Source organism: Vibrio cyclitrophicus (assembly GCA_023206055.1).
GTDB lineage: Bacteria > Pseudomonadota > Gammaproteobacteria > Enterobacterales > Vibrionaceae > Vibrio > Vibrio cyclitrophicus_A.
Map to the genome: position 1 here is coordinate 801240 of CP065366.1, position 21503 is coordinate 822742.

Genomic DNA, 21503 nt, shown 5'->3' on the forward strand with positions numbered 1-21503 from the left:
AGTTTATACTTGTGAACAAGTGCTTACCTATAACTACATTTAGAGAAGAAATTGTAGAGGTTGTTATGGTACCTGTTGTTGCTCTAGTAGGGCGTCCGAATGTAGGTAAATCTACGTTATTTAACCGATTGACTCGAACTCGTGATGCATTGGTTGCGGATTTCCCTGGCTTAACGCGTGACCGTAAATACGGTCATGCTCATTTTAGCGAGCATGACTTTATTGTTATTGACACTGGTGGTATCGACGGTACTGAAGAAGGTGTTGAAACTAAAATGGCTGAACAGTCGCTAGCGGCGATTGATGAAGCTGATGTCGTTCTATTTATGGTAGATGGCCGTGCTGGTCTAACACCTTCAGACGTGGCGATTGCTAAGCACCTACGTCAACTAGAAAAGCCTTCAATGCTAGTAGTAAACAAGGTTGACGGTATCGACCCTGATGCAGCAAGTGCTGACTTCTGGCAACTAGGTGTAGAAGACATGTACCAAATCGCTGCAGCGCACGGTCGTGGTGTTACTGCACTTATTGATCTTGCTCTTAACCCATTCGCAGAAGCGCTAAAAGCGGAAAATGGCGAAGTAAGCGATTTAACTGAGTTTGAAGACGAAGAAGAAGAGCAGGTTGAATTTACAGAAGAAGAAGCCGAAGCAGAGTTCAAGCGTCTTCAAGATCAACCGATCAAGCTAGCGATCATTGGTCGTCCTAACGTAGGTAAATCAACACTAACTAACCGTATTCTTGGTGAAGAGCGTGTGGTTGTTTACGATATGCCTGGTACAACTCGTGACTCTATTTACATCCCAATGCAGCGTGATGAGCGTGAATACGTTCTAATCGATACTGCGGGTGTTCGTCGTCGTAAGAACATCAACGAAACAGTAGAGAAGTTCTCAGTAGTTAAAACACTGAAAGCGATTGAAGATGCTAACGTTGTACTGTTGCTTATCGATGCTCGCGAAAACATCTCTGATCAAGATCTAAGCTTGTTAGGCTTTGCATTGAACGCTGGTCGCTCAATTGTTATTGCAGTAAACAAGTGGGATGGCCTAGATAACGACGTTAAAGAACGCGTTAAGAAAGAGCTAGACCGCCGTTTAGGTTTCGTTGATTTCGCACGTATTCACTTTATTTCTGCACTTCACGGTACTGGTGTTGGTCACTTGTTTGAGTCTGTTCAAGAAGCTTACAAGTCAGCAACGACTCGTGTTGGTACTTCTGTGCTAACTCGTATCATGAAGATGGCGACTGATGATCACCAACCGCCTATGGTTCGTGGCCGTCGTGTGAAACTGAAGTACGCGCACGCTGGTGGCTACAACCCACCTATTATCGTTATCCACGGTAACCAAGTTCGTAACTTGCCAGATTCATACAAACGATTCTTGATGAACTACTACCGTCGTTCATTAGAAATTATGGGTACACCTATTCGCATTCAATTCCAGAACAGCGAGAACCCATTTGAAGCTAAGACAAACAAGCTGACAATTTCTCAAGAACGTAAACGTAAACGTATGATGAGCATGGTTAAAGGTCGTAAGTAAACCTTTCCAATAGATTTGATACCCGAGCCTGTCTCGGGTATTTTTTTAAGCAAAATTCACGTTAAGCCATAACAATATGTTGGTATCATCATGGTTTAACGAATCAGACTCGATTCCAAAAGAAGAACGATATGACCACTAGCGATTTGATTACACAAGCTGAAGCAATCACGCCAACCATTACTCAATTCTGTCACCAGGCTTGGCAGCTCAATGCAAAAGCGCTGCACGTTGAAAGTAACGACAGCAAAACCTACCTGATCACCGACGTGACGCCTTTTCACCCAGTGAGTCATATTTGGCCAGACCACCCAGCAGACCAAGGCTTTGTGAATGTTGGTGACGTGCAATATCCCGTTGAAGACTGCCTTGTTGGTGCAATAGAACAATCTACTGGCAAGCTTCATATCGCAGCAGATATCCCTGTTAAGCGTGATACGGAAGGGTGGGCGTTTGTGGTTGTCCACCAGCTACCTGCTTCTGCTTCTATGATTAATGTTAACGACGAAGTGGTGTTGTCGGTAGATAAAGAGTATCAAGCAAGCTTGAGTCGTGGTCACAGTGCGGGTCACATTGCTTTCTTAGCGTTGAATAAAGTATTGGCTGAGAGCTACTGGCGCAAAGATGCCGACAGAAAAGATCCACTTGGCAGCTACGATTTCAATAGTTATGCGCAGGTGACCAGCTTTGTGACTCCTGAACTGTGTACTGATAAGTATCGTTTAGGTAAAACTCTGAAGAAGCGCGGTTTGAACGTTGCAGATATGCTAGCAAACCTTGATGACATTGAAGCCGACATCAACCAGATGATTGCGGGCTGGCTTGCTGAGCCGACGCCAGTTGCGATGCGACTAGAAGGCGAGGCATTAACAGACTCTCGCTATTGGGAATGGCAGTTGGATGCCGACACTTTAGTGTCTATTCCGTGTGGTGGTACTCACATTGAGAACACCTCAGAGCTTAAGGCATTGTCCGTTAAGTTAGCCCAGTTAGATGACCAGCATATTGAAATGCTGACGCATGTAATTCGATGATTTAGACTACATAACAAAATAGCTTGTGCTGTTTATTTTGTCTTAACATGTAACCTTTGATATAAATGACTATTTAAAATTGAAATGCAGCACATGTAACTTATGCTTTCGGTGTGTGGTGATATAAATATTCTTTTTGGGGTAGATCGCTGATCAAAATAGATAAAGCGAAAGATCAACCTATGATCTTCGATTGTGTGTCGTACTAATTTAGTGTGTTATTATTAACCAATAACAAGCTTGCATAAGTACAAGCTGTACCCGATTACACAATTGAAAGCCTTAGTGAATGGAACAACAATTTTTATTAGAAGGTCATCGAGCCGTCAATAGTTTGCTGCGAAAGCTTGCGCTTGGGATGGATCGCAAAGATTTAAATCACAAGATTATTCAGCTTACCGAGCAGCTTTTTGGGCAGCGCATGGCTTCAATTCTACTGCTCAACTCAGAGTCTAAAACTTTACACCTTGAATATGCCCCAAACCTGCCTGATTTTTACAATCAACAGATAGAAGGGGTAGAAATTGGTGCGGGGATAGGTTCATGTGGCGAGGCAGCTGCGCTTAAGAAAGCAGTGATGGTCTCCAACATAAATGCACACCCAAACTGGGCACCTTTTTTAGCCTTAACCAATCAAGCGAATTTACATGCCTGCTGGTCGGTGCCCATTATCTCTTCGCATGGCCACGTGCTAGGTACATTTGCGATTTACAGCCGATGCATTTCAGAACCTCATGAATTTGAACTCGAGATCTTGGAGCTGCTTGCTTCTTTGTATTCAGTAGCGCTCGAGAAATACGAGCTAGAGAATCAACTCAACTTTTTTGCCAGTCATGACTCCCTGACACATTGCTTGAACCGCCGAGCGTTGTTAAGTGAAGCTAAGAAGGTTTTAGTTAAACGATGTTTTGCGGACAAAGTGATGGCTTGTCTATTTGTTGATGTCGATAAATTCAAGTCAATCAACGATACGTATGGCCATAGCTTTGGCGATGATGTTCTGTTAGCGGTTGCCAAAGTACTGGATGAAGCGACCACAGCCTGTGCCAAGGTAGGTCGTTACGGCGGTGACGAGTTTGTGGTGTTTTCTTGCTTTGATACTGAACAAAAAGTGTCAGACTTTTATCACAGCTTAGAAAAAGCGTTGGATAAAGCCCTCTATATTAATGGCGTTCAGTTTTCTGTGAGTGTAGGGCTTTCTTGCGAGAAAGATCCTCAAGGATTAGACCAGTTGATCGCACAAGCTGATAAGAACATGTATCAAATCAAGCAAGCTAAGTCTCAGCAGTAGTAGATTGTAAAAATAGTAGTAAATTAGGAAATACTAATGAGTGAAAATATCTGCCCTAAGTGCCAATCTGAGCTAACTTGGGATGGCAAGTATCACTGTGAAAGTTGTCAGGCTCACTTTACTAAAATAGGGTTTTGTCCTGAATGCAGCTGCCAATTAGAGAAGCTTCAAGCTTGTGGGGCTGCGAGCTATTTCTGTAATGGTGATTGCAACGAGCTTAAATCTAAGTCGAGAGTGAAATTCAAGTTTCAACAAGCCGAATAGTCTTATCCCTCAATGGTAAGACGACAATCTGCGATGTTTTTTGGAGGTCTAATATGAAGATATTGGGCCTTTTTTGTATTTAGCGAATATGCGTGTGTCATCTTGGTTCATTCTTATCGTCACTGCACCAGCATGAAACATAGTAACCTTGTCGCAATGCACTACATTGGTGTTAAATTAGTTAAAATGACATTAAATACAAGTACTTAAAACTTTGTTGGTTATGTTTTAAGTTTGGCACTCTTCTTGTAACTCTGTAATTGAATAACAAAAATACAATTATGGAGTAACAATCATGAACAAGGTGTTCAATTTATCGCTAGCTGCACTGTGTACAACACTTTCTTTTTCTTCTGCAACAGTGCTTGCCGCTGACGATACTATTAAAGTCGGCGTTCTACATTCATTGTCAGGCACTATGGCGATCAGTGAAACAACGCTAAAAGATACCGTTCTTATGCTCATCGACGAGCAAAACAAAAAAGGTGGCTTACTTGGTAAGAAGCTTGAGCCTGTGGTTGTTGACCCTGCGTCAAACTGGCCGCTGTTTGCTGAGAAAGCACGTGAGCTTATCGAGAAAGAAAAAGTGGATGTGGTATTTGGTGGTTGGACATCGGTATCACGTAAATCCATGCTGCCAGTTTTTGAAGAGCTAAACAGCATCCTTTTCTACCCAGTACAGTATGAAGGTGAAGAGTCTTCTAAAAACGTTTTCTATACGGGTGCTGCGCCAAACCAACAAGCGATCCCTGCTGTTGATTACTTAATGGATGAACTTGAAGTGGAACGTTGGGTACTTGCAGGTACCGATTACGTTTATCCACGTACCACCAATAAGATCTTAGAGGCCTACCTAAAAAGTAAAGGTGTCGCAGAAGAAGACATCATGATCAACTACACACCGTTTGGTCATTCTGATTGGCAATCTATTGTTTCAGACATCAAGAAGTTTGGTGAAGCTGGTAAGAAAACCGCCGTTGTGTCTACTGTGAATGGCGATGCAAACGTACCTTTCTATAAAGAGCTTGGTGCTCAAGGTGTTTCATCTGAAGACATTCCAGTGATTGCATTCTCGGTTGGCGAAGAAGAGCTATCGGGTATGGATACTGAACCTCTAGTGGGTCATTTAGCGGCATGGAACTATTTCATGAGCGTCGATACCGAAGTCAATGAAGAGTTCGTTGAAACATGGCAGTCATTCATTAAGAGTGACAAACGTGTAACGAATGACCCGATGGAAGCACACTATATTGGTTTCAATATGTGGGCTCAAGCTGTAACTAATGCGGGCACAACCGATGCTGAAGCGGTGCAAGATGCATTGATTGGTGTTTCTGTTCCAAACCTATCTGGTGGCTACTCAACCATGCTACCAAACCACCACATAACTAAACCTGTATTGATTGGTGAGATTCAAGATGATGGCCAGTTTGACATCGTTTGGGAAACCACAGGCCTTGTTGCAGGTGATGCTTGGTCTAACTACTTACCTGAATCAGCAAAACTATTCTCTAGTTGGTCTAAGCCATTCTCATGTGGTGCGTTTAACGTCGAAACTAAGAAGTGTTCTGGCGGTAACTAGAGCGTTAATTTAGGAATATTGAGCCTTCTTGTTTGGGAAGTTCACCTCTGTTTAAGAGGTGAAGCAAGCGGGAGGCTCATCGTTTCAACTCACCATAATTCTCCACATGTCCACCGAGCAAAAATAACAATATCTAACTTGGTTGGTTAAGGAAGCAGGGATGAAAAACGTATTGAACGTATTTAAGGCGCTATTGCTTATGGCAGTCAGTGCTCAGTTGGCTTTTGCTGGAATAACGGATGAAGCTAGCTTTACCAAGGCGCTAGTTGGTAAGAAAACATCGGATAAAGAATTGGCTATCGATTGGGTTATTGAGTCACAAACGGAAGACGTGTCGAAACCTATTTTGGATGGCTGGTTAAACGGTAATCTCTATTACTTTAATGACAAACAAAGCGAGCAGTACAAACAACTCTACCTGATTCAAAGCATTAAAACGGCAACCTCGGCTCAGTCGGTGTGGGATGAATCAAGTCTCAGTATCGAGAATGCTAGACAGTTTAAAAAGGTTCGCGTGAACAACAAGCTCCGCGGGATCTTGCGTGGGGAAATTGCCTCGATTGGACTGAATAGCAGTAACCCAGATATACGTTATAAAGCGGTTCTGGATCTGCTCGGTACCAAAGATTCTGACATTATCGATCGTTTAGCTGTGCTCAAAACCAGTGAATCGGACGGCAAAGTCGCTGAGTTGATGGACTTGTCGTTAGCCATTTTTACTTCTCTTGATAAGAGTGCCACGGTTGATGATCGTGTGGCTTCGATTGACCGAGTCGGTGACTTCAAACATTCTGTGGTACTCAAAACCTTAAATCAACTACTCAGCAGCGAACAAGACCCAAAAGTATTGGCAGCAGCAGAGCGTGCGATGGACGATTATCAACAGAGCCAAGCACTTTACTCGGGTGTTGAGACCGTGTTCTTCGGTTTGAGTTTGGGTTCGGTATTGGTGCTGGCGGGCATTGGCTTAGCGATCACCTTTGGTGTAATGGGCGTTATCAACATGGCTCATGGTGAGCTGATCATGATTGGCGCTTACACCACCTATGTATTGCAACTTCTGATGCCTAATCATATTGGTTTAGCGCTGATACTTTCCATTCCAGCGGCATTCATCGTTTCTGGCTTAGTCGGTATTGCGATTGAGCGAAGTGTAATTCGTCATCTTTACGGACGCCCATTGGAAACCTTACTTGCGACCTTTGGTATTAGCTTGATCTTGCAGCAAGCCGTTCGTTCTATTTTCTCTCCTTTGAACCGCTCAGTGAGCACACCTGAATGGATGTCTGGTGCACTTCAATTGAACCCAATGTTGTCCCTAACCTATAACCGCCTTTACATCATTCTATTCTGTGGTTTGGTGTTTATGGGCTTATTGATGGTTCTGAAAAAGACACCACTAGGCTTGCAGGTTCGTGCGGTTTCTCAAAACCGTGGCATGGCTCGTGCGATGGGTATTCGTTCTGAGCGAGTTGATGCTATGACGTTCGGTTTAGGTTCTGGTGTTGCGGGTGTCGCGGGTGTGGCACTTTCTCAACTGACCAACGTTGGCCCTAATATGGGACAGGCATACATCATCGACTCATTCATGGTGGTGGTGTTCGGCGGGGTTGGCAACCTATGGGGCACGCTAGTCGCAGGCTTAAGCCTTGGCCTGTTCAATAAGATTTTAGAACCATGGGCTGGTGCGGTTCTCGCCAAGATTCTGGTACTGGTTTTCATCATTCTATTTATTCAAAAACGCCCACGCGGACTCTTCCCGCAACGTGGTCGTGCGGCTGAAGGTTAAGGACAACATCATGCAGTCAAAATCATTTGTACTTTCGGCAATGCGTGGTGACAAAGGTGGCCAACTGACCATCCTTGCCATTCTTGCGGCCGTCATTCTTATTCCGCTGGCTAACACCATGTTGCCAAGTGGACACCCGCTTCATGTTGAGACTTTTACAATCTCATTAATGGGCAAATACCTGAGCTACGCAATGTTGGCGTTGGCGCTCGATCTAGTGTGGGGCTATTTAGGAATATTGAGCCTCGGCCACGGTGCTTTCTTTGCGCTTGGTGGTTATGCGATGGGCATGTACTTGATGCGCCAGATTGGTGACCGTGGGGTTTATGGTGATCCAGTCTTACCAGATTTCATGGTGTTTCTCGATTGGTCGGCGTTGCCGTGGTTCTGGCAGGGCTTTGATCAGTTCTGGTTTGCTTGTCTGATGGTGGTGTTGGTGCCGGGCGCGTTGGCTTACCTGTTTGGTTATCTTGCTTTCCGCTCTCGCGTGTCTGGTGTTTACCTTTCGATCATGACTCAAGCGTTAACTTATGCCTTGATGTTGGCGTTCTTCCGCAACGAGATGGGCTTTGGTGGCAACAACGGGTTGACGGATTTCAAAGATATCATCGGCCTGAGCTTGCAGAGTGATGCGGTCAAAATTGGTCTGTTTGTCGCGACGGGTATCTCGCTCATCCTAAGCTACATTGCGTGTCGCATGGTAGTGACCAGTCGTTTAGGTCGTGTGGCATTAGCGATTCGTGATACCGAGTCTCGCACTCGCTTTATGGGCTATGACGTCGATGGCATCAAGCTGTGGGTCTTCGTTCTTTCTGCGGTTATCGCGGGTATTGCCGGGGCTTTATATGTTCCTCAAGTTGGCATCATTAACCCGGGTGAATTTGCTCCGCTTAATTCGATTGAGATTGTGGTTTGGGTTGCTTTGGGCGGTCGTGCCACTCTGTTTGGCGCCATTGTCGGTGCATTGATCATCAACTACGCCAAGAGCTGGTTTACGGTTGAGTTCCCAGAGGTGTGGTTATTTGCGCTGGGTGGGCTATTTGTTCTTTCGACCATGTACTTCCCACAAGGTGTGATTGGTTTTGTCAGTGAAAAGTGGCAGCAGCTACGTAAGGCATCAAGTGGGAAAAACCAAGATAAAGATAAGGATGATCAGCACAAAGCCAAGGAGGTGATCGCATGACCACATTTAATAGCGTAAAGGAATCGGTTCAGGCGTTCACTCGTCGAGACGAAGTCTTTGATTACCTCAAACCCGATATTCATCCTGCCATCGATACTCGTCATAACGTGCTGTTGTATGTAGAAGGCGTCAATAAAAGCTTCGATGGTTTCCAAGCGATAAACGATCTGAACCTCTACATCAAAGAGGGAGAGCTTCGCTGCATCATCGGTCCTAATGGCGCAGGTAAAACCACCATGATGGACATCATCACAGGTAAAACTAAGCCGGACACTGGCGAGGTGTGGTTAGGCTCGAACATCAATCTACTCAAGATGAACGAAGCTGAAATTGCCAATGCAGGTGTTGGGCGTAAGTTCCAAAAGCCGACCGTGATTGAATGTTTAACCGTGTGGCAGAACCTTGAGTTAGCCATGGCCGGTGACCGTTCAGTTTGGTCTACTTTCACTGCGGTGATGTCTGGTGAGCAGAAGGACAAGCTCACCTCGGTACTTGAACTTATTCACCTAAAAGACGAAGCCGCCAACTTGGCTGGCAATCTCTCTCACGGACAAAAGCAGTGGTTAGAGATCGGCATGTTATTGATGCAAAACCCCAAGCTGTTGCTGGTGGATGAGCCCGTTGCAGGTATGACTCACCAAGAGATGGATCGTACATCGGAGTTACTTAACTCACTGGCAGGCAAACACTCTGTAGTCGTGGTTGAACACGATATGGATTTCGTTCGTTCAATCGCTAGCCATGTCACCGTACTTCATCAAGGTCACGTGTTGGCCGAAGGCACCATGGATCAAGTGCAAGCTCACCCTGAAGTTAAACAAGTTTATCTCGGAGAATAGGATGCTAGAGGTTAAATCAGTTAATCAATATTACGGTGAGAGCCACACATTGTGGGATTTAGACATGCAGATCCCAGAAGGTAAATGCACGGTATTGATGGGACGTAATGGCGTTGGTAAAACGACTCTTCTGCAATGCATCATGGGGCTAGTTAAAGTCAAAAGTGGTGACATTTCGTTATCGGGTGAATCGCTTTTGAAAACCGATGCAGAAGATCGTGCTCGCCAAGGGATCGGCTATGTACCGCAAGGTCGCCAGATCTTCCCAATGCTCACTGTTCAAGAAAACCTAGAAGTCGGTTTACCGATTCGCGACAAGGGTGACCGTAAGATCCCAGAGTTCATCTTCGATATCTTCCCAGTATTAAAAGAGATGCTGCATCGACGTGGTGGCGACTTATCTGGTGGCCAGCAACAACAGCTTGCGATTGGTCGTGCATTGGTGGTTAACCCTAAGTTATTGATCTTGGATGAACCGACAGAAGGTATTCAGCCCAATATCGTGCAAGAGATTGGTGACATCATTCGTATGCTCAACGAGAAGATGGGACTCACGGTTCTGCTTGTCGAGCAAAAGCTACCATTTGCGAGAAAGGTTGGTGATCGCTTCTGTATTCTTGACCGTGGACGTCAGGTCGCGGAAGGAGAAATGAAAGGGCTCAATGAATCCTTGATCAAGGAGTACCTGACAGTATGAGTGCTTTATTTTCTTTGAGCGAAGAAAGGGACGCTTCTCTAACCGAGGCTTTGTCTCTGAATGAAACCATTGAACAAGATATTCGAGACGGTTGGCAGGCGAGCTTAAACCTCACTTTTGTTGACCGTGGTGATAAAACCGTTTTAAAGAATCGTCAGCAGTCTGGTCCGCTTGCGGTGCAACGCCCCTTGTATCCTGATGGGGAAACGTGTCACACCTACTTACTCCATCCCCCCGGTGGAGTAGTAGGTGGTGACACTCTCAACATTGAAGCGACCATAGAAAGTGGCGCTCATGCGCTAATTACCACACCCGGTGCGACCAAGTTCTATCGTTCTAACAACAAGTACGCCAAACAAAAGCAAACCCTTCTCGTGAAGAAAGGTGCTCGCTTGGAATGGATGCCGCAAGAGAACATCTTTTTCCCCAATGCACACGTTCGTTTAGACACTGAAATTCGCCTTGAAAAGGGTGCACAGTTTTGGGGTTGGGAGATGCACTGTTTTGGGCGGCCTGCACAGAATGAGGGATTTGAGCGTGGTCACCTCGTTGGGAAAACGGAAATCTATCTTGATAATCAAAGGCTTCTCACTGAAGGTTTTAATTTTCATGGTGGCGATAAGTTGATGATAAATATGGGGTTACTTGATTTCTCAATGATGGGAACCTTTTATCTTACGTCAAATGAGAAGCAAGATTTAGAGTTGGTACAGAGCTTGCTCTTATCTATTACACAGCAAGCTTCACAGCAATCAGTTACATCGAAAATGCCGAATGAGCCCACATTAATAATGGGTGCGACGCAAATCGAGGGATTGATTGTGGTGCGAGCCTTGGGTAATTGGAGTGAAGACATCCTCCAAGCCTTTGGTCAGATATGGCAAGCAACTCGCTCTCATTTGTGTGGTACGACTCCTGATTTACCAAGGATTTGGGCGACTTAGCGATTAGCCCTTTTTGTACCGAGGGCGACTTCCGGCCCTCGGTACATTTTTTAAAGCTTGCTGTGTTTGAATCCCACTTACTGCTCATGCGTTTTTTGAGCACTAAGAAAACAACACTAACAGCGGGCGGCTAAATGGAATTAACACCAAGAGAAAAAGATAAGCTACTTATCTTCTGCGCAGGAATGCTGGCACAGCAGCGCAAACAAAAAGGCTTAAAACTCAACTATCCAGAATCTATTGCACTGATCAGCAGTGCTATTCTAGAAGGTGCCCGTGAGGGGAAAACCGTTTCGGAATTGATGGATTTTGGACGCACACTGCTTACCGTTGATGACGTTATGGAGGGGATCCCTTCCATGATCCCTGATGTACAAGTCGAAGCCACTTTTCCTGATGGCACCAAGTTGGTGACCGTTCATGAACCTATCGTGTAGGGAGAAGTAAGATGGCTGGTTCCACAAAAAAATACTCAGGTTTCGTTCCCGGCAAAGTAGAAACCGCTCCCGGTGACATCACCTTAAATGAAGGTCGTGAGACAAAGTCAGTTAAAGTTCAAAACATTGGCGATCGTCCTATTCAAATTGGCTCTCATTACCACTTCTATGAAGCAAATCCTTCGCTGATCTTTGATAGAGAAACCACTAAAGGCTTTCGACTTAATATCCCTGCGGGCACTGCAACTCGATTCGAGCCGGGTCAGTCGCGTAGCGTCGAGCTAGTACGTTATGCCGGTAAGTTAGAAATTTACGGCTTCCAAGGAAAGGTGATGGGCAAGCTTTAAGCGCTCCTCACGGAAATAATCAAAACAACAAAGGATTGATCATGGCGACGATATCCAGACAGGCTTACGCCGAAATGTTCGGGCCAACAGTTGGAGACCGAGTGCGTCTTGCTGACACCGATTTATGGTTAGAAGTTGAAAAAGATTACACCGTATACGGCGACGAAGTGAAGTTCGGCGGTGGTAAAGTTATCCGTGATGGACAAGGGCAAAGCCAACGTCCAAGTGCTGAGACACCGGATTTGGTGATCACCAACGCCATCGTATTAGACTACTGGGGCATCGTGAAAGCCGATGTCGCAATTAAAGATGGCCGAGTTCAGGCATTAGGTAAAGCGGGCAACCCAGATGTTCAACCGGGTGTAGATATTGTGATTGGCCCGGGCACCGAAATTTTAGCCGGTGAAGGCTCTATTCTGACGGCTGGTGGCATTGATTCACACATCCACTTTATCTGCCCGCAACAAATAGAAGAAGCGCTAGCTTCAGGTGTTACCACCATGATTGGCGGTGGCACTGGGCCAAATACAGGTACTAACGCAACCACATGTACGCCAGGGCCTTGGAACATGCACCGCATGTTGGAATCACTCGATCAATTCCCAATGAACTTTGGTTTGCTCGGTAAGGGTAACGCCAGCCAACCGGAAGCTCTACGTGAGCAAGTCGCAGCAGGTGCAGTCGGCTTGAAGTTGCACGAAGACTGGGGAACAACCCCTGCTTCAATCGATACTTGTTTGAATGTGGCTGACGAAATGGACGTACAAGTTGCGATTCATACCGATACTCTGAACGAATCTGGCTTTGTTGAATCGACACTTGGCGCAATCGGTGATCGCGTGATTCATACCTATCACACCGAAGGTGCCGGAGGTGGTCATGCTCCCGATATTATTCGTGCGGCAGGCGAGCCGAACGTTCTGCCTTCTTCGACTAACCCAACACGACCTTACACCATTGACACAGTCGATGAGCATTTGGACATGTTGATGGTATGTCACCACCTTTCCCCGTCCATTGCTGAAGATGTCGCGTTCGCCGAGTCGCGTATCCGTCGTGAAACCATTGCTGCAGAAGACATTCTGCATGATTTAGGTGCCTTTTCGATGATCGCTTCGGATTCACAGGCAATGGGGCGCGTAGGCGAGGTAGTAACACGTACTTGGCAAACCGCACACAAGATGAAAGTTCAGCGTGGCAGCCTAAAAGAAGATTCAGATTACAGCGATAACTTCCGCTTAAGACGCTATGTCGCTAAGTACACCATCAATCCCGCAATCACTCATGGCATGTCTCATGAAATTGGTTCTATCGAAGCAGGAAAGCTCGCGGATCTAGTGCTGTGGAAACCTGCCTTCTTTGGTGTGAAACCAAGCGTGATTTTGAAAGGCGGCATGATCGCCATGGCACCAATGGGTGACCCAAACGCTTCTATCCCAACCCCTCAGCCAGTTCACTATCGCTCTATGTTTGGTAGCTATGGCAAGGCGTGTCAGAACACATCGATGTTGTTTGTTTCCAAGGAAGCCAAGGCGCAGAACATCGATAAGCAGTTGGGTCTGCAGAGTTTGATTGGCGTAGTGAGCAACTGCCGAAACATCAGTAAAGCTGACATGAAGCTTAACGATTGGATGCCAAAAATTGAGGTGGATTCTCAGACGTATCAAGTGCGCGCTGATGGCGAGCTGCTTACGTGTGAACCTGCTGAAGAACTGCCAATGGCTCAAAGATATTTTCTATTTTAATAGCTCGGCTGAAGGCTCTTATCTTAGACCTTTAGCTGAAGCTCGTGTTTTAGCTCTTGGCTGAGGGCTCTTATTTTGAACGTTATAAATCTCACAAGGAGATTGAGGTAATAGCATGATTGAACTAACTCATATTCAAGCGGAGTTAAACACGACTCCTGATGGCTTTCTAAGTCTACCGATCGATAGTCGTATTAAGAGTCGTCTTAAAGTCACACTCGATGACGGGCGCAATGCAGGGCTGTTTCTACCACGAGGTCATATCTTGCGTGGTGGTGAACAACTCTCAAGTGAATGCGGTTTAGTCGTCGAAGTGAAAGCGGCGCCGGAAACCGTTTCGACTGTTTACTGTGAAGACATGCTCCTGTTAACACGAGTGGCTTATCACCTTGGCAATCGTCATGTTCCGCTGCAGGTGGAAGCGGGCTGGGTACGCTATCAACACGACCATGTTTTGGATGAAATGGTGGAAGGTTTGGGCGCGACAGTGACGACCGAAAAACAACCGTTTGAACCTGAAGGTGGCGCTTATGGCGGTCGCTCAGGTGGACATCACCACCATCATTAATCGAGTCATTTGAGACTCATCCATTTATAGATACAACCACAATATTAATAACTATAAAGCAAGGAACTCGCGATGAACTTTAAAACAGCTGCAGGCTTATGCACTTTCACACTGGCTTCTCTAACAACATCAACGATGGCTTTGGCTCACCCGGGACATGGTTCGCATTCGGTTCATGAGTCTCACTCATTTATGTCTGGCTTAACTCACCCGGTAACAGGTATGGATCACCTGATCATGCTGATTGCCTTCGGCTTGTTAATTGGCGCACTGTCGTTTTCAACCAAGATAAAAGCCGCGTTGATTGGCGGTGGATTGGCTTCATTAGTCGTTGGGCTTATCGCAGGCCAAGCCCTAGGTTTTTCTGTGATTGTTGAACCAGCAATCATCGCTTCTCTGTTCGTCGTTAGCCTATGTCTATGGCACGTATTCTCACCATCAACAAAGCGTGTAAACAGCGTATTAGTCGCTTCTATTGCGATGTTGTTTTTCCATGGTTACGCGCACGGCGTTGAAGCTGCGAGCAACCTAACTCAATTTGCAACAGGCATGAGCATCACAGCTTTGGCATTAATGGTTATCGGTACGTTTGTTGGGCGCGCGGTTTACTCTAAGTGGCTTTCAGTTGGCGTGGCTTCAGCGAGCGCAGTATTACTGTTAGGCGCGTAAGCTCTCGAACTTTTCGATTCTAGAAGACAGAGAGCAGAGTATGAGCACAACAGGAAATGTCGCGATTTATCGTCTGTTCCAATTGATCAGTCCGTCGTTGCCGATTGGTGGTTTCACTTATTCGCAAGGGCTAGAACTGGCGGTTGAGGCGGGGTGGGTGACCAATCGCGATAGCATGGAACAGTGGCTTAATACCATCGTCAGTTCCAGTGTCGCGACCTTGGAATTACCTATCTTAGAGCGCCTTTATCATGCCTTAGAAAAGGGTGAACTCGATGAAATTGAGCATTGGTGTAACTACTTGTACTCAAGCCGTGAAACCAGTGAATTGCGAGCAGAAGAAAAGCAGCGCGGACATGCATTGAATACCTTGTTAAAGCGCTTAGAGATCGATATTTCGCTGGTGGATTCTGTTGATAGTCACCCAAACCAGCTGTTGGGTATGTGTATCGCGGCTCAACATTGGGACATTGATTTAGAAAGCCTCAAGCAAGGTTACTTATGGAGCTGGCTTGAGAACATCGTTACCGCAGGGGTCAAGTTAGTGCCTTTAGGTCAAACCGATGGGCAGTTGGCATTGATTAATATCACCAACACGTTTCCCGAGATCATTGAGAAAGCACGCACGATAGAAGATTGGATGGTAGGCAGCTTTTCGCCATCAATGGCATTAGCAAGCTCACTGCACGAAACACAATATACGCGACTATTTCGTTCGTAGCGGTTAGCACGAACGATGTAGTAAAAAGAATATAAGGAAGTAGACAATGGAAAGTTATAAGCAACCCCTTCGAATTGGTATTGGTGGCCCGGTAGGGTCTGGTAAAACAGCCTTGTTAGAGGTGCTATGTAAGGCGATTCGCGACAAGCTAAACATTGCCGTAGTAACCAACGACATCTACACCCAAGAAGATGCCAAGATACTTACGCGTGCTGAAGCTCTCGAACCTGACCGCATCATTGGCGTAGAAACGGGTGGTTGCCCGCACACGGCGATTCGTGAAGATGCCTCGATGAACCTCGCGGCAGTGGAAGAGCTGGCTAAGTTACACAAGAACCTCGATGTGGTATTCGTCGAAAGTGGTGGTGATAACTTGAGTGCGACGTTCAGCCCTGAGTTAGCCGACCTTACTATCTACGTGATTGATGTAGCGGAAGGGGAAAAGATCCCACGTAAAGGTGGTCCGGGTATCACACGCTCTGATCTGTTGGTTATCAACAAGATCGATTTGGCACCGTATGTTGGTGCGTCACTTGAAGTGATGGAGCAAGACACTCAACGCATGCGCCCAACCAAGCCATATGTGTTCACCAACCTCAAAGAGAGCCAAGGTTTAGATTTCATCATCAACTTTATTGTGACAGAAGGGATGTTGACTATGAAGGAGCCTTCTACGACTGAGTCGTGAATCATGAATAAGGAGTAGAGTTTAAATACGTTCGCTTTCTTTTGAAGCCAATAGATACAAAAAAGCCCTGTCGATTATCGATAGGGCTTTCTGGTTTTAAATGATTTTTAACGTTCCAGTCGAAGCTAAAGCTCGCTCTTCGCGACTCTTGTTGTTACTTGCGATTCAATTACACCGTCTTCAACTTGAGTGGTGATCACTTCGCCCACCTCAACATCGTTAATCGATGACACAGTCTTGCTCGATGCAGAATGTGTAATGCTGTAACCACGCTTTAGCGTTGCCAGCGGGCTCACTGTTTCTAGCTTTTCTGCGGCCATAGCGAGTTGGTGGCGAGTGGTTAGTAATGTCTTATCCATCGCATCAAGTAGTTTTTGCTCTGAACGTTGCAGATGCAGTTTCTGTTCGCCAAGGCGTTTCACTGGCGAGTTCAATTGAAGTTGGTGCTGCTTACGTTCAACACGTTGTGCATGTTGCTTTAGGTATTGAGTCATACCACGACGCAAACGCATATCTAGGTCATCAAGCTGTTGACTCTGCTTTTGCAGTTGGTAGCTAGGGTGTTGCTTCTCTAAGCGGTATTTCAACGTTTGAGTTGATTGCGCTTGTTTGATTAACACATGACGAATTGCACTCACTAAACGAGCACGTTTAGACGCGAAAGCTTGCTCTTTATGGCTGTTATCACGGCTAACCAATTCAGCGGCGGCTGATGGCGTTGGAGCACGCATATCTGCGACGAAATCGGCGATAGTGACATCAACTTCGTGGCCAACTGCGCTGATAATCGGGATCTGGCTTGCTGCAATAGTGCGAGCCACGATCTCGTTATTGAAGCACCATAAATCTTCTAATGAACCGCCGCCACGACCCACGATCAACACGTCACACTCATTACGCTCATTGGCACGTCCAATCGCTTGAGCAATCTGAATCGAAGCTCCTTCACCTTGAACCATGGTCGGATACACGATGACTGGCAATGAAGGATCGCGCCTTTTCAGTACGTCTAGAATATCAAACAACGCAGCGCCGGTTTTTGAAGTGATGACACCAACGCACTTAGGGTGTTCTGGCAGAATTTGTTTACTGGACTGAGCAAATAAGCCTTCCGCCGCCAAGTTCATCTTAAGTTTTTCAAACTCTTGCTGAAGCTTACCGTCACCTTCTGGCTGCATGCTTTCGATGATCAGTTGGTAGTCACCGCGTGGCTCATAAAGGGACAGACGAGCTTTGACTAGAACTTGATTGCCGTTCTGAGGCTTAAAGGTCACACGGCGGTTATTACCACGAAACATGGCACACTTAACTTGAGCGCGGGAGTCTTTAAGCGTGAGGTACCAGTGACCAGAGACAGGTGCAGAGAAGTTTGATATTTCACCAACGAGCCAGACTATTCCCATTTCGTTTTCTAATAGGAGACGAACCTCTGAGTTGAGGCGAGAAACAGTAAAGATGTTTGGATTAGTCATAGAAGCACTATCTTTCCTTGAAGGAAGGTCTTTCTTGGAATCTCACAGGGCGTGAGTATGGAAGATAGCGGCAATATAATACATAGCAAGGGGGTAAATGCAAATTAAAAATACAAAAATGTGTAGCCAAGCGATTTCGTTGGCCGTATAATCCGTCCGCAATATCTAATCCAAATGCAGTTTGATTTTCCTTAATTGGCTGCCCTCATTAGGCGAAACGATGAGATTGGATTGTTTCTTTTTACTCCTATTATTGTGAGATATTGCAAATGCTAAGAATTGCCAAAGAAGCGCTGACATTCGACGACGTACTGCTAGTGCCAGCACACTCCACCGTTCTCCCTAATACAGCTGATCTTCGCACTCAGCTGACGAAGAATATTTCCCTAAACATCCCAATGATCTCTGCATCGATGGATACTGTGACAGAAGCTCGCCTAGCGATTGCACTGGCACAAGAAGGCGGAATAGGCTTCATTCATAAGAACATGCCTATTGAACAGCAAGCTGAAATGGTTCGCCAGGTTAAAATTTACGAAGCAGGTGTGGTTTCTCACCCTGTTACTGTAAACCCTGACGCGACAATCGCTGATGTTGTAGCTCTTACTCAAAAACACGGCTTCGCCGGTTTCCCTGTTGTTACTGAAACAAACGAACTTGTTGGTATTATTACTGGCCGTGACGTTCGCTTTGTGACTGACCTTTCTAAGAAAGTTGACGTAGTAATGACGCCTAAAGCTCGCCTTGCTTCTGTTAAAGAAGGTGCAACTCGTGAAGAAGTTCAAGAGAAAATGCATGAAGCGCGTGTTGAAAAAGTTCTTGTTGTAAATGATGACTTCCAACTAACAGGAATGATCACTGCAAAAGATTTCCACAAAGCAGAACGTAAACCAAACGCTTGTAAAGATGAGCGCGGCAGCCTACGTGTAGGTGCAGCTGTTGGTGCTGGTGCTGGTAACGAAGAGCGCGTAGCTGCTCTAGTTGAAGCTGGCGTAGACGTTCTACTTATCGACTCTTCACACGGTCACTCTGAAGGCGTACTTAACCGTATCCGTGATACGCGTGCTGCATACCCTGATCTACAAATCATCGGTGGTAACGTAGCAACTGGCGCTGGCGCTCGTGCTCTTATCGAAGCGGGTGTGAGTGCGGTTAAAGTGGGTATCGGCCCTGGTTCAATCTGTACGACTCGTATCGTTACTGGTGTTGGTGTTCCTCAAGTAACAGCAATCGCAGACGCAGCTGAAGTGGCTAACGAATACGGTATTCCAGTAATCGCAGATGGCGGCATCCGCTTCTCTGGCGATATCTGTAAAGCTATCGTTGCTGGCGCATCTTGTGTGATGGTTGGTTCAATGTTCGCGGGTACTGAAGAAGCACCGGGTGAAGTTATCCTTTACAACGGTCGTTCTTACAAGTCTTACCGTGGTATGGGTTCTCTTGGCGCTATGTCTCAAGGTTCTTCTGACCGTTACTTCCAATCTGACAACGCTGCAGACAAGCTTGTTCCAGAAGGTATTGAAGGTCGTATCGCATACAAAGGTCGTCTAAAAGAGATCGTTCACCAACAGATGGGCGGTCTACGCTCAAGCATGGGCCTAACGGGTTCTGCAACTGTTGAAGATATGCGTACTAAAGCTGAGTTTGTTCGTATCTCTGGTGCGGGCATGAAAGAATCTCACGTACACGATGTTCAAATCACGAAAGAAGCACCTAACTACCGTTTAGGTTAATAATACGTCCAAACGTTTGAATAATGTGCTGATTTAGTCGGCACATTATTTTATCTACCGTCTGTTTTGTTAAAAGTCCGATTTTCTCAAAGCACGTGGTTAAAGATAACCAACGAAAACGTTTGCTTTATTTCTTGAAGAGTTAATCAGAGGTGAGTAAACTCGCCTCCGTTTTATCACATAGCCAATAAGACTGCTTACAATGACTAAAAATATTCATGACCAACGTATTCTAATTCTGGACTTCGGTTCTCAATACACACAGCTAGTAGCTCGTCGTATTCGTGAGATCGGTGTTTACTGTGAACTTTGGAGCTGGGACGTAGAAGAAGCGGATATTCGTGAATTCAATCCAGACGGTATCATCCTATCTGGTGGCCCTGAAAGTGTAACGGAAGAGAACTCTCCACGTGCACCTCAGTACGTATTTGATTCAGGTGTCCCTGTCTTCGGTATCTGTTACGGCATGCAAACGATGGCTGAGCAACTTGGCGGTAAAGTAGCAACGTCTACTGAGCGCGAGTTCGGCTACGCAGCTGTACAAGTGACGGGTGAATCTGCACTTTTCGCTGACCTTGAGTCTACTCAAGATGTTTGGATGAGCCACGGTGACAAAGTAGTTGAAATCCCTGCTGATTTCACAAAAATCGCAGAGACAGACACTTGCCCATACGCAGCAATGGCAAACGAAGATAAGAAATACTACGGTGTTCAATTCCACCCAGAAGTAACGCACACTAAAAACGGCCTAAAAATGCTTGAGAACTTCGTTCTTAACGCCTGTGGTTGTGAAGGTCTGTGGACTTCAGCGTCTATCATTGAAGATGCAGTTGCACGTATTAAAGAACAAGTAGGTGACGATGAAGTTATCCTTGGTCTTTCTGGTGGTGTTGATTCATCAGTAGTAGCGATGCTTGCTCACCGCGCTATCGGTGACAAACTAACATGTGTATTTGTTGATAACGGCCTTCTTCGTTTAAACGAAGGTCAGCAGGTTATGGACATGTTTGGTGACCAATTCGGCCTTAACATCATTAAAGTTGATGCTGAAGATCGTTTCCTTAACGCTCTGGAAGGCGAGGCTGAACCAGAAGCGAAACGTAAGATTATCGGTCACGTATTCGTAGATATCTTCGATGAAGAGTCTAAGAAACTGAAGAATGCTAAATGGCTTGCTCAGGGTACTATCTACCCAGACGTTATCGAGTCTGCAGCATCTAAGACGGGCAAAGCACACGTAATCAAATCTCACCACAACGTTGGTGGACTTCCTGATGATATGGAAATGGGCCTTGTTGAGCCTCTACGTGAGCTGTTTAAAGATGAAGTACGCAAGATCGGCCTAGAGCTTGGTCTTCCATACAACATGCTTTACCGCCACCCTTTCCCGGGTCCAGGTCTAGGTGTTCGTGTACTTGGTGAAGTGAAGAAAGAGTACTGTGATTTACTGCGTCGTGCTGATGCTATCTTCATTGAAGAGCTTCACGCTGCTGACCTTTACCACAAAGTATCTCAAGCATTCACGGTATTCCTACCAGTACGTTCAGTTGGCGTAATGGGCGATGGCCGTAAGTACGATTGGGTTGTATCTCTACGTGCTGTAGAAACTATCGACTTCATGACTGCTCACTGGGCACACCTACCATACGACTTCCTAGGTAAGGTATCTAACCGCATTATCAACGAAGTTAACGGCATTTCACGTGTTGTTTACGATATTTCTGGTAAGCCACCAGCAACTATCGAGTGGGAATAATCTTCTAGAGACTTAACCAGCTTTGATTAAGATCTTAAGCCTCGAACTCAGTTCGGGGCTTTTTTCTTTCTGATTCAGGGTATTAAAGAGCCATATCTAACCTCTAGAAACCAAATGAGTTGGAAACTAGATATCAGCTCAAGAAACCATGAGACGCTTTGTTGTGTTGAGCCATATATCAAAAAGATCACTCGCAC

The 21503-nt window shown here is 45.8% G+C and carries 20 protein-coding genes; 19 read left to right on the forward strand and 1 reads right to left on the reverse strand.

All coding sequences use genetic code 11. The features are described from left to right. Nucleotides 1–65 precede the first annotated feature (65 nt). The 17 genes from der to ureG all read left to right on the forward strand — a co-directional run bounded on the left by der (nt 66) and on the right by ureG (nt 16345). The gene (der, locus tag ITG09_03545) at nt 66–1547 is read left to right on the forward strand and encodes a ribosome biogenesis GTPase Der (GenBank protein ID UPR52730.1); all 1482 of its coding nucleotides are present in this window, start codon (nt 66–68) and stop codon (nt 1545–1547) included. Nucleotides 1548–1678: 131 nt separating this feature from the next. Next, nucleotides 1679–2581, forward strand: a complete 903-nt coding sequence (locus ITG09_03550; GenBank protein ID UPR52731.1) for an alanyl-tRNA editing protein — start codon at nt 1679–1681, stop codon at nt 2579–2581. Between the two features lie 289 nt (nt 2582–2870). Next, nucleotides 2871–3872 (forward strand): sensor domain-containing diguanylate cyclase, encoded by a 1002-nt coding sequence (locus ITG09_03555; GenBank protein ID UPR52732.1) that lies wholly within the window; start codon nt 2871–2873, stop codon nt 3870–3872. 36 nt (nt 3873–3908) lie between these two features. Further along, complete coding sequence (locus tag ITG09_03560) at nt 3909–4136, forward strand: zinc ribbon domain-containing protein (protein UPR52733.1); 228 nt, start codon at nt 3909–3911, stop codon at nt 4134–4136. Nucleotides 4137–4431: 295 nt separating this feature from the next. Continuing rightward, nucleotides 4432–5718 carry an urea ABC transporter substrate-binding protein gene (gene urtA / locus ITG09_03565; GenBank protein ID UPR52734.1) on the forward strand — a complete coding sequence of 429 codons (1287 nt, stop codon included), beginning with the start codon at nt 4432–4434 and terminating at the stop codon, nt 5716–5718. A gap of 160 nt (nt 5719–5878) precedes the next feature. After that, on the forward strand, nt 5879–7507 hold the full coding sequence (gene urtB / locus ITG09_03570) for an urea ABC transporter permease subunit UrtB (protein UPR52735.1): 1629 nt from the start codon (nt 5879–5881) through the stop codon (nt 7505–7507). 10 nt (nt 7508–7517) lie between these two features. Continuing rightward, on the forward strand, nt 7518–8690 hold the full coding sequence (gene urtC, locus ITG09_03575; GenBank protein ID UPR52736.1) for an urea ABC transporter permease subunit UrtC: 1173 nt from the start codon (nt 7518–7520) through the stop codon (nt 8688–8690). Next, the gene (gene urtD / locus ITG09_03580; protein ID UPR52737.1) at nt 8687–9529 is read left to right on the forward strand and encodes an urea ABC transporter ATP-binding protein UrtD; all 843 of its coding nucleotides are present in this window, start codon (nt 8687–8689) and stop codon (nt 9527–9529) included. Before urtC ends, urtD begins: the two co-directional genes overlap by 4 nt. A 1-nt stretch (nt 9530) precedes the next feature. Then, nucleotides 9531–10226, forward strand: a complete 696-nt coding sequence (gene urtE / locus ITG09_03585) for an urea ABC transporter ATP-binding subunit UrtE (GenBank protein ID UPR52738.1) — start codon at nt 9531–9533, stop codon at nt 10224–10226. Then, nucleotides 10223–11170 (forward strand): urease accessory protein UreD, encoded by a 948-nt coding sequence (locus tag ITG09_03590; GenBank protein UPR52739.1) that lies wholly within the window; start codon nt 10223–10225, stop codon nt 11168–11170. The genes urtE and ITG09_03590 overlap by 4 nt, the downstream gene beginning before the upstream one ends. Before the next feature lie 134 nt (nt 11171–11304). Beyond that, on the forward strand, nt 11305–11607 hold the full coding sequence (gene ureA, locus ITG09_03595; GenBank protein UPR52740.1) for an urease subunit gamma: 303 nt from the start codon (nt 11305–11307) through the stop codon (nt 11605–11607). Between the two features lie 11 nt (nt 11608–11618). Further along, entirely contained in the window at nt 11619–11954 is a 336-nt protein-coding gene (locus tag ITG09_03600; GenBank protein UPR52741.1) for an urease subunit beta, read from the forward strand. 41 nt (nt 11955–11995) lie between these two features. After that, a complete protein-coding gene (gene ureC, locus ITG09_03605; protein UPR52742.1) occupies nt 11996–13699 on the forward strand; it encodes an urease subunit alpha in 1704 nt (567 codons plus the stop codon). A gap of 115 nt (nt 13700–13814) precedes the next feature. Continuing rightward, nucleotides 13815–14267: an urease accessory protein UreE gene (gene ureE, locus ITG09_03610; protein ID UPR52743.1), complete on the forward strand. Its 453-nt coding sequence runs from the start codon at nt 13815–13817 to the stop codon at nt 14265–14267. A 72-nt stretch (nt 14268–14339) separates the two neighbouring features. Next, nucleotides 14340–14936 carry a HupE/UreJ family protein gene (locus ITG09_03615; GenBank protein ID UPR52744.1) on the forward strand — a complete coding sequence of 199 codons (597 nt, stop codon included), beginning with the start codon at nt 14340–14342 and terminating at the stop codon, nt 14934–14936. Nucleotides 14937–14976: 40 nt separating this feature from the next. After that, nucleotides 14977–15657, forward strand: coding sequence for an urease accessory protein UreF (locus ITG09_03620; protein UPR52745.1), 681 nt, complete (start codon nt 14977–14979; stop codon nt 15655–15657). 46 nt (nt 15658–15703) lie between these two features. Continuing rightward, the gene (gene ureG / locus ITG09_03625; GenBank protein ID UPR52746.1) at nt 15704–16345 is read left to right on the forward strand and encodes an urease accessory protein UreG; all 642 of its coding nucleotides are present in this window, start codon (nt 15704–15706) and stop codon (nt 16343–16345) included. Nucleotides 16346–16470: 125 nt separating this feature from the next. On the opposite strand, the gene xseA is transcribed toward ureG, so the two are convergent. Then, on the reverse strand, nt 16471–17817 hold the full coding sequence (gene xseA / locus ITG09_03630) for an exodeoxyribonuclease VII large subunit (GenBank protein ID UPR52747.1): 1347 nt from the start codon (nt 17815–17817) through the stop codon (nt 16471–16473). Between the two features lie 269 nt (nt 17818–18086). Between xseA and guaB the strand changes: the two genes are divergently transcribed. After that, a complete protein-coding gene (gene guaB / locus ITG09_03635) occupies nt 18087–19550 on the forward strand; it encodes an IMP dehydrogenase (protein UPR52748.1) in 1464 nt (487 codons plus the stop codon). A 202-nt stretch (nt 19551–19752) separates the two neighbouring features. Continuing rightward, nucleotides 19753–21306 (forward strand): glutamine-hydrolyzing GMP synthase, encoded by a 1554-nt coding sequence (gene guaA, locus ITG09_03640; GenBank protein ID UPR52749.1) that lies wholly within the window; start codon nt 19753–19755, stop codon nt 21304–21306. Nucleotides 21307–21503 lie beyond the last annotated feature (197 nt).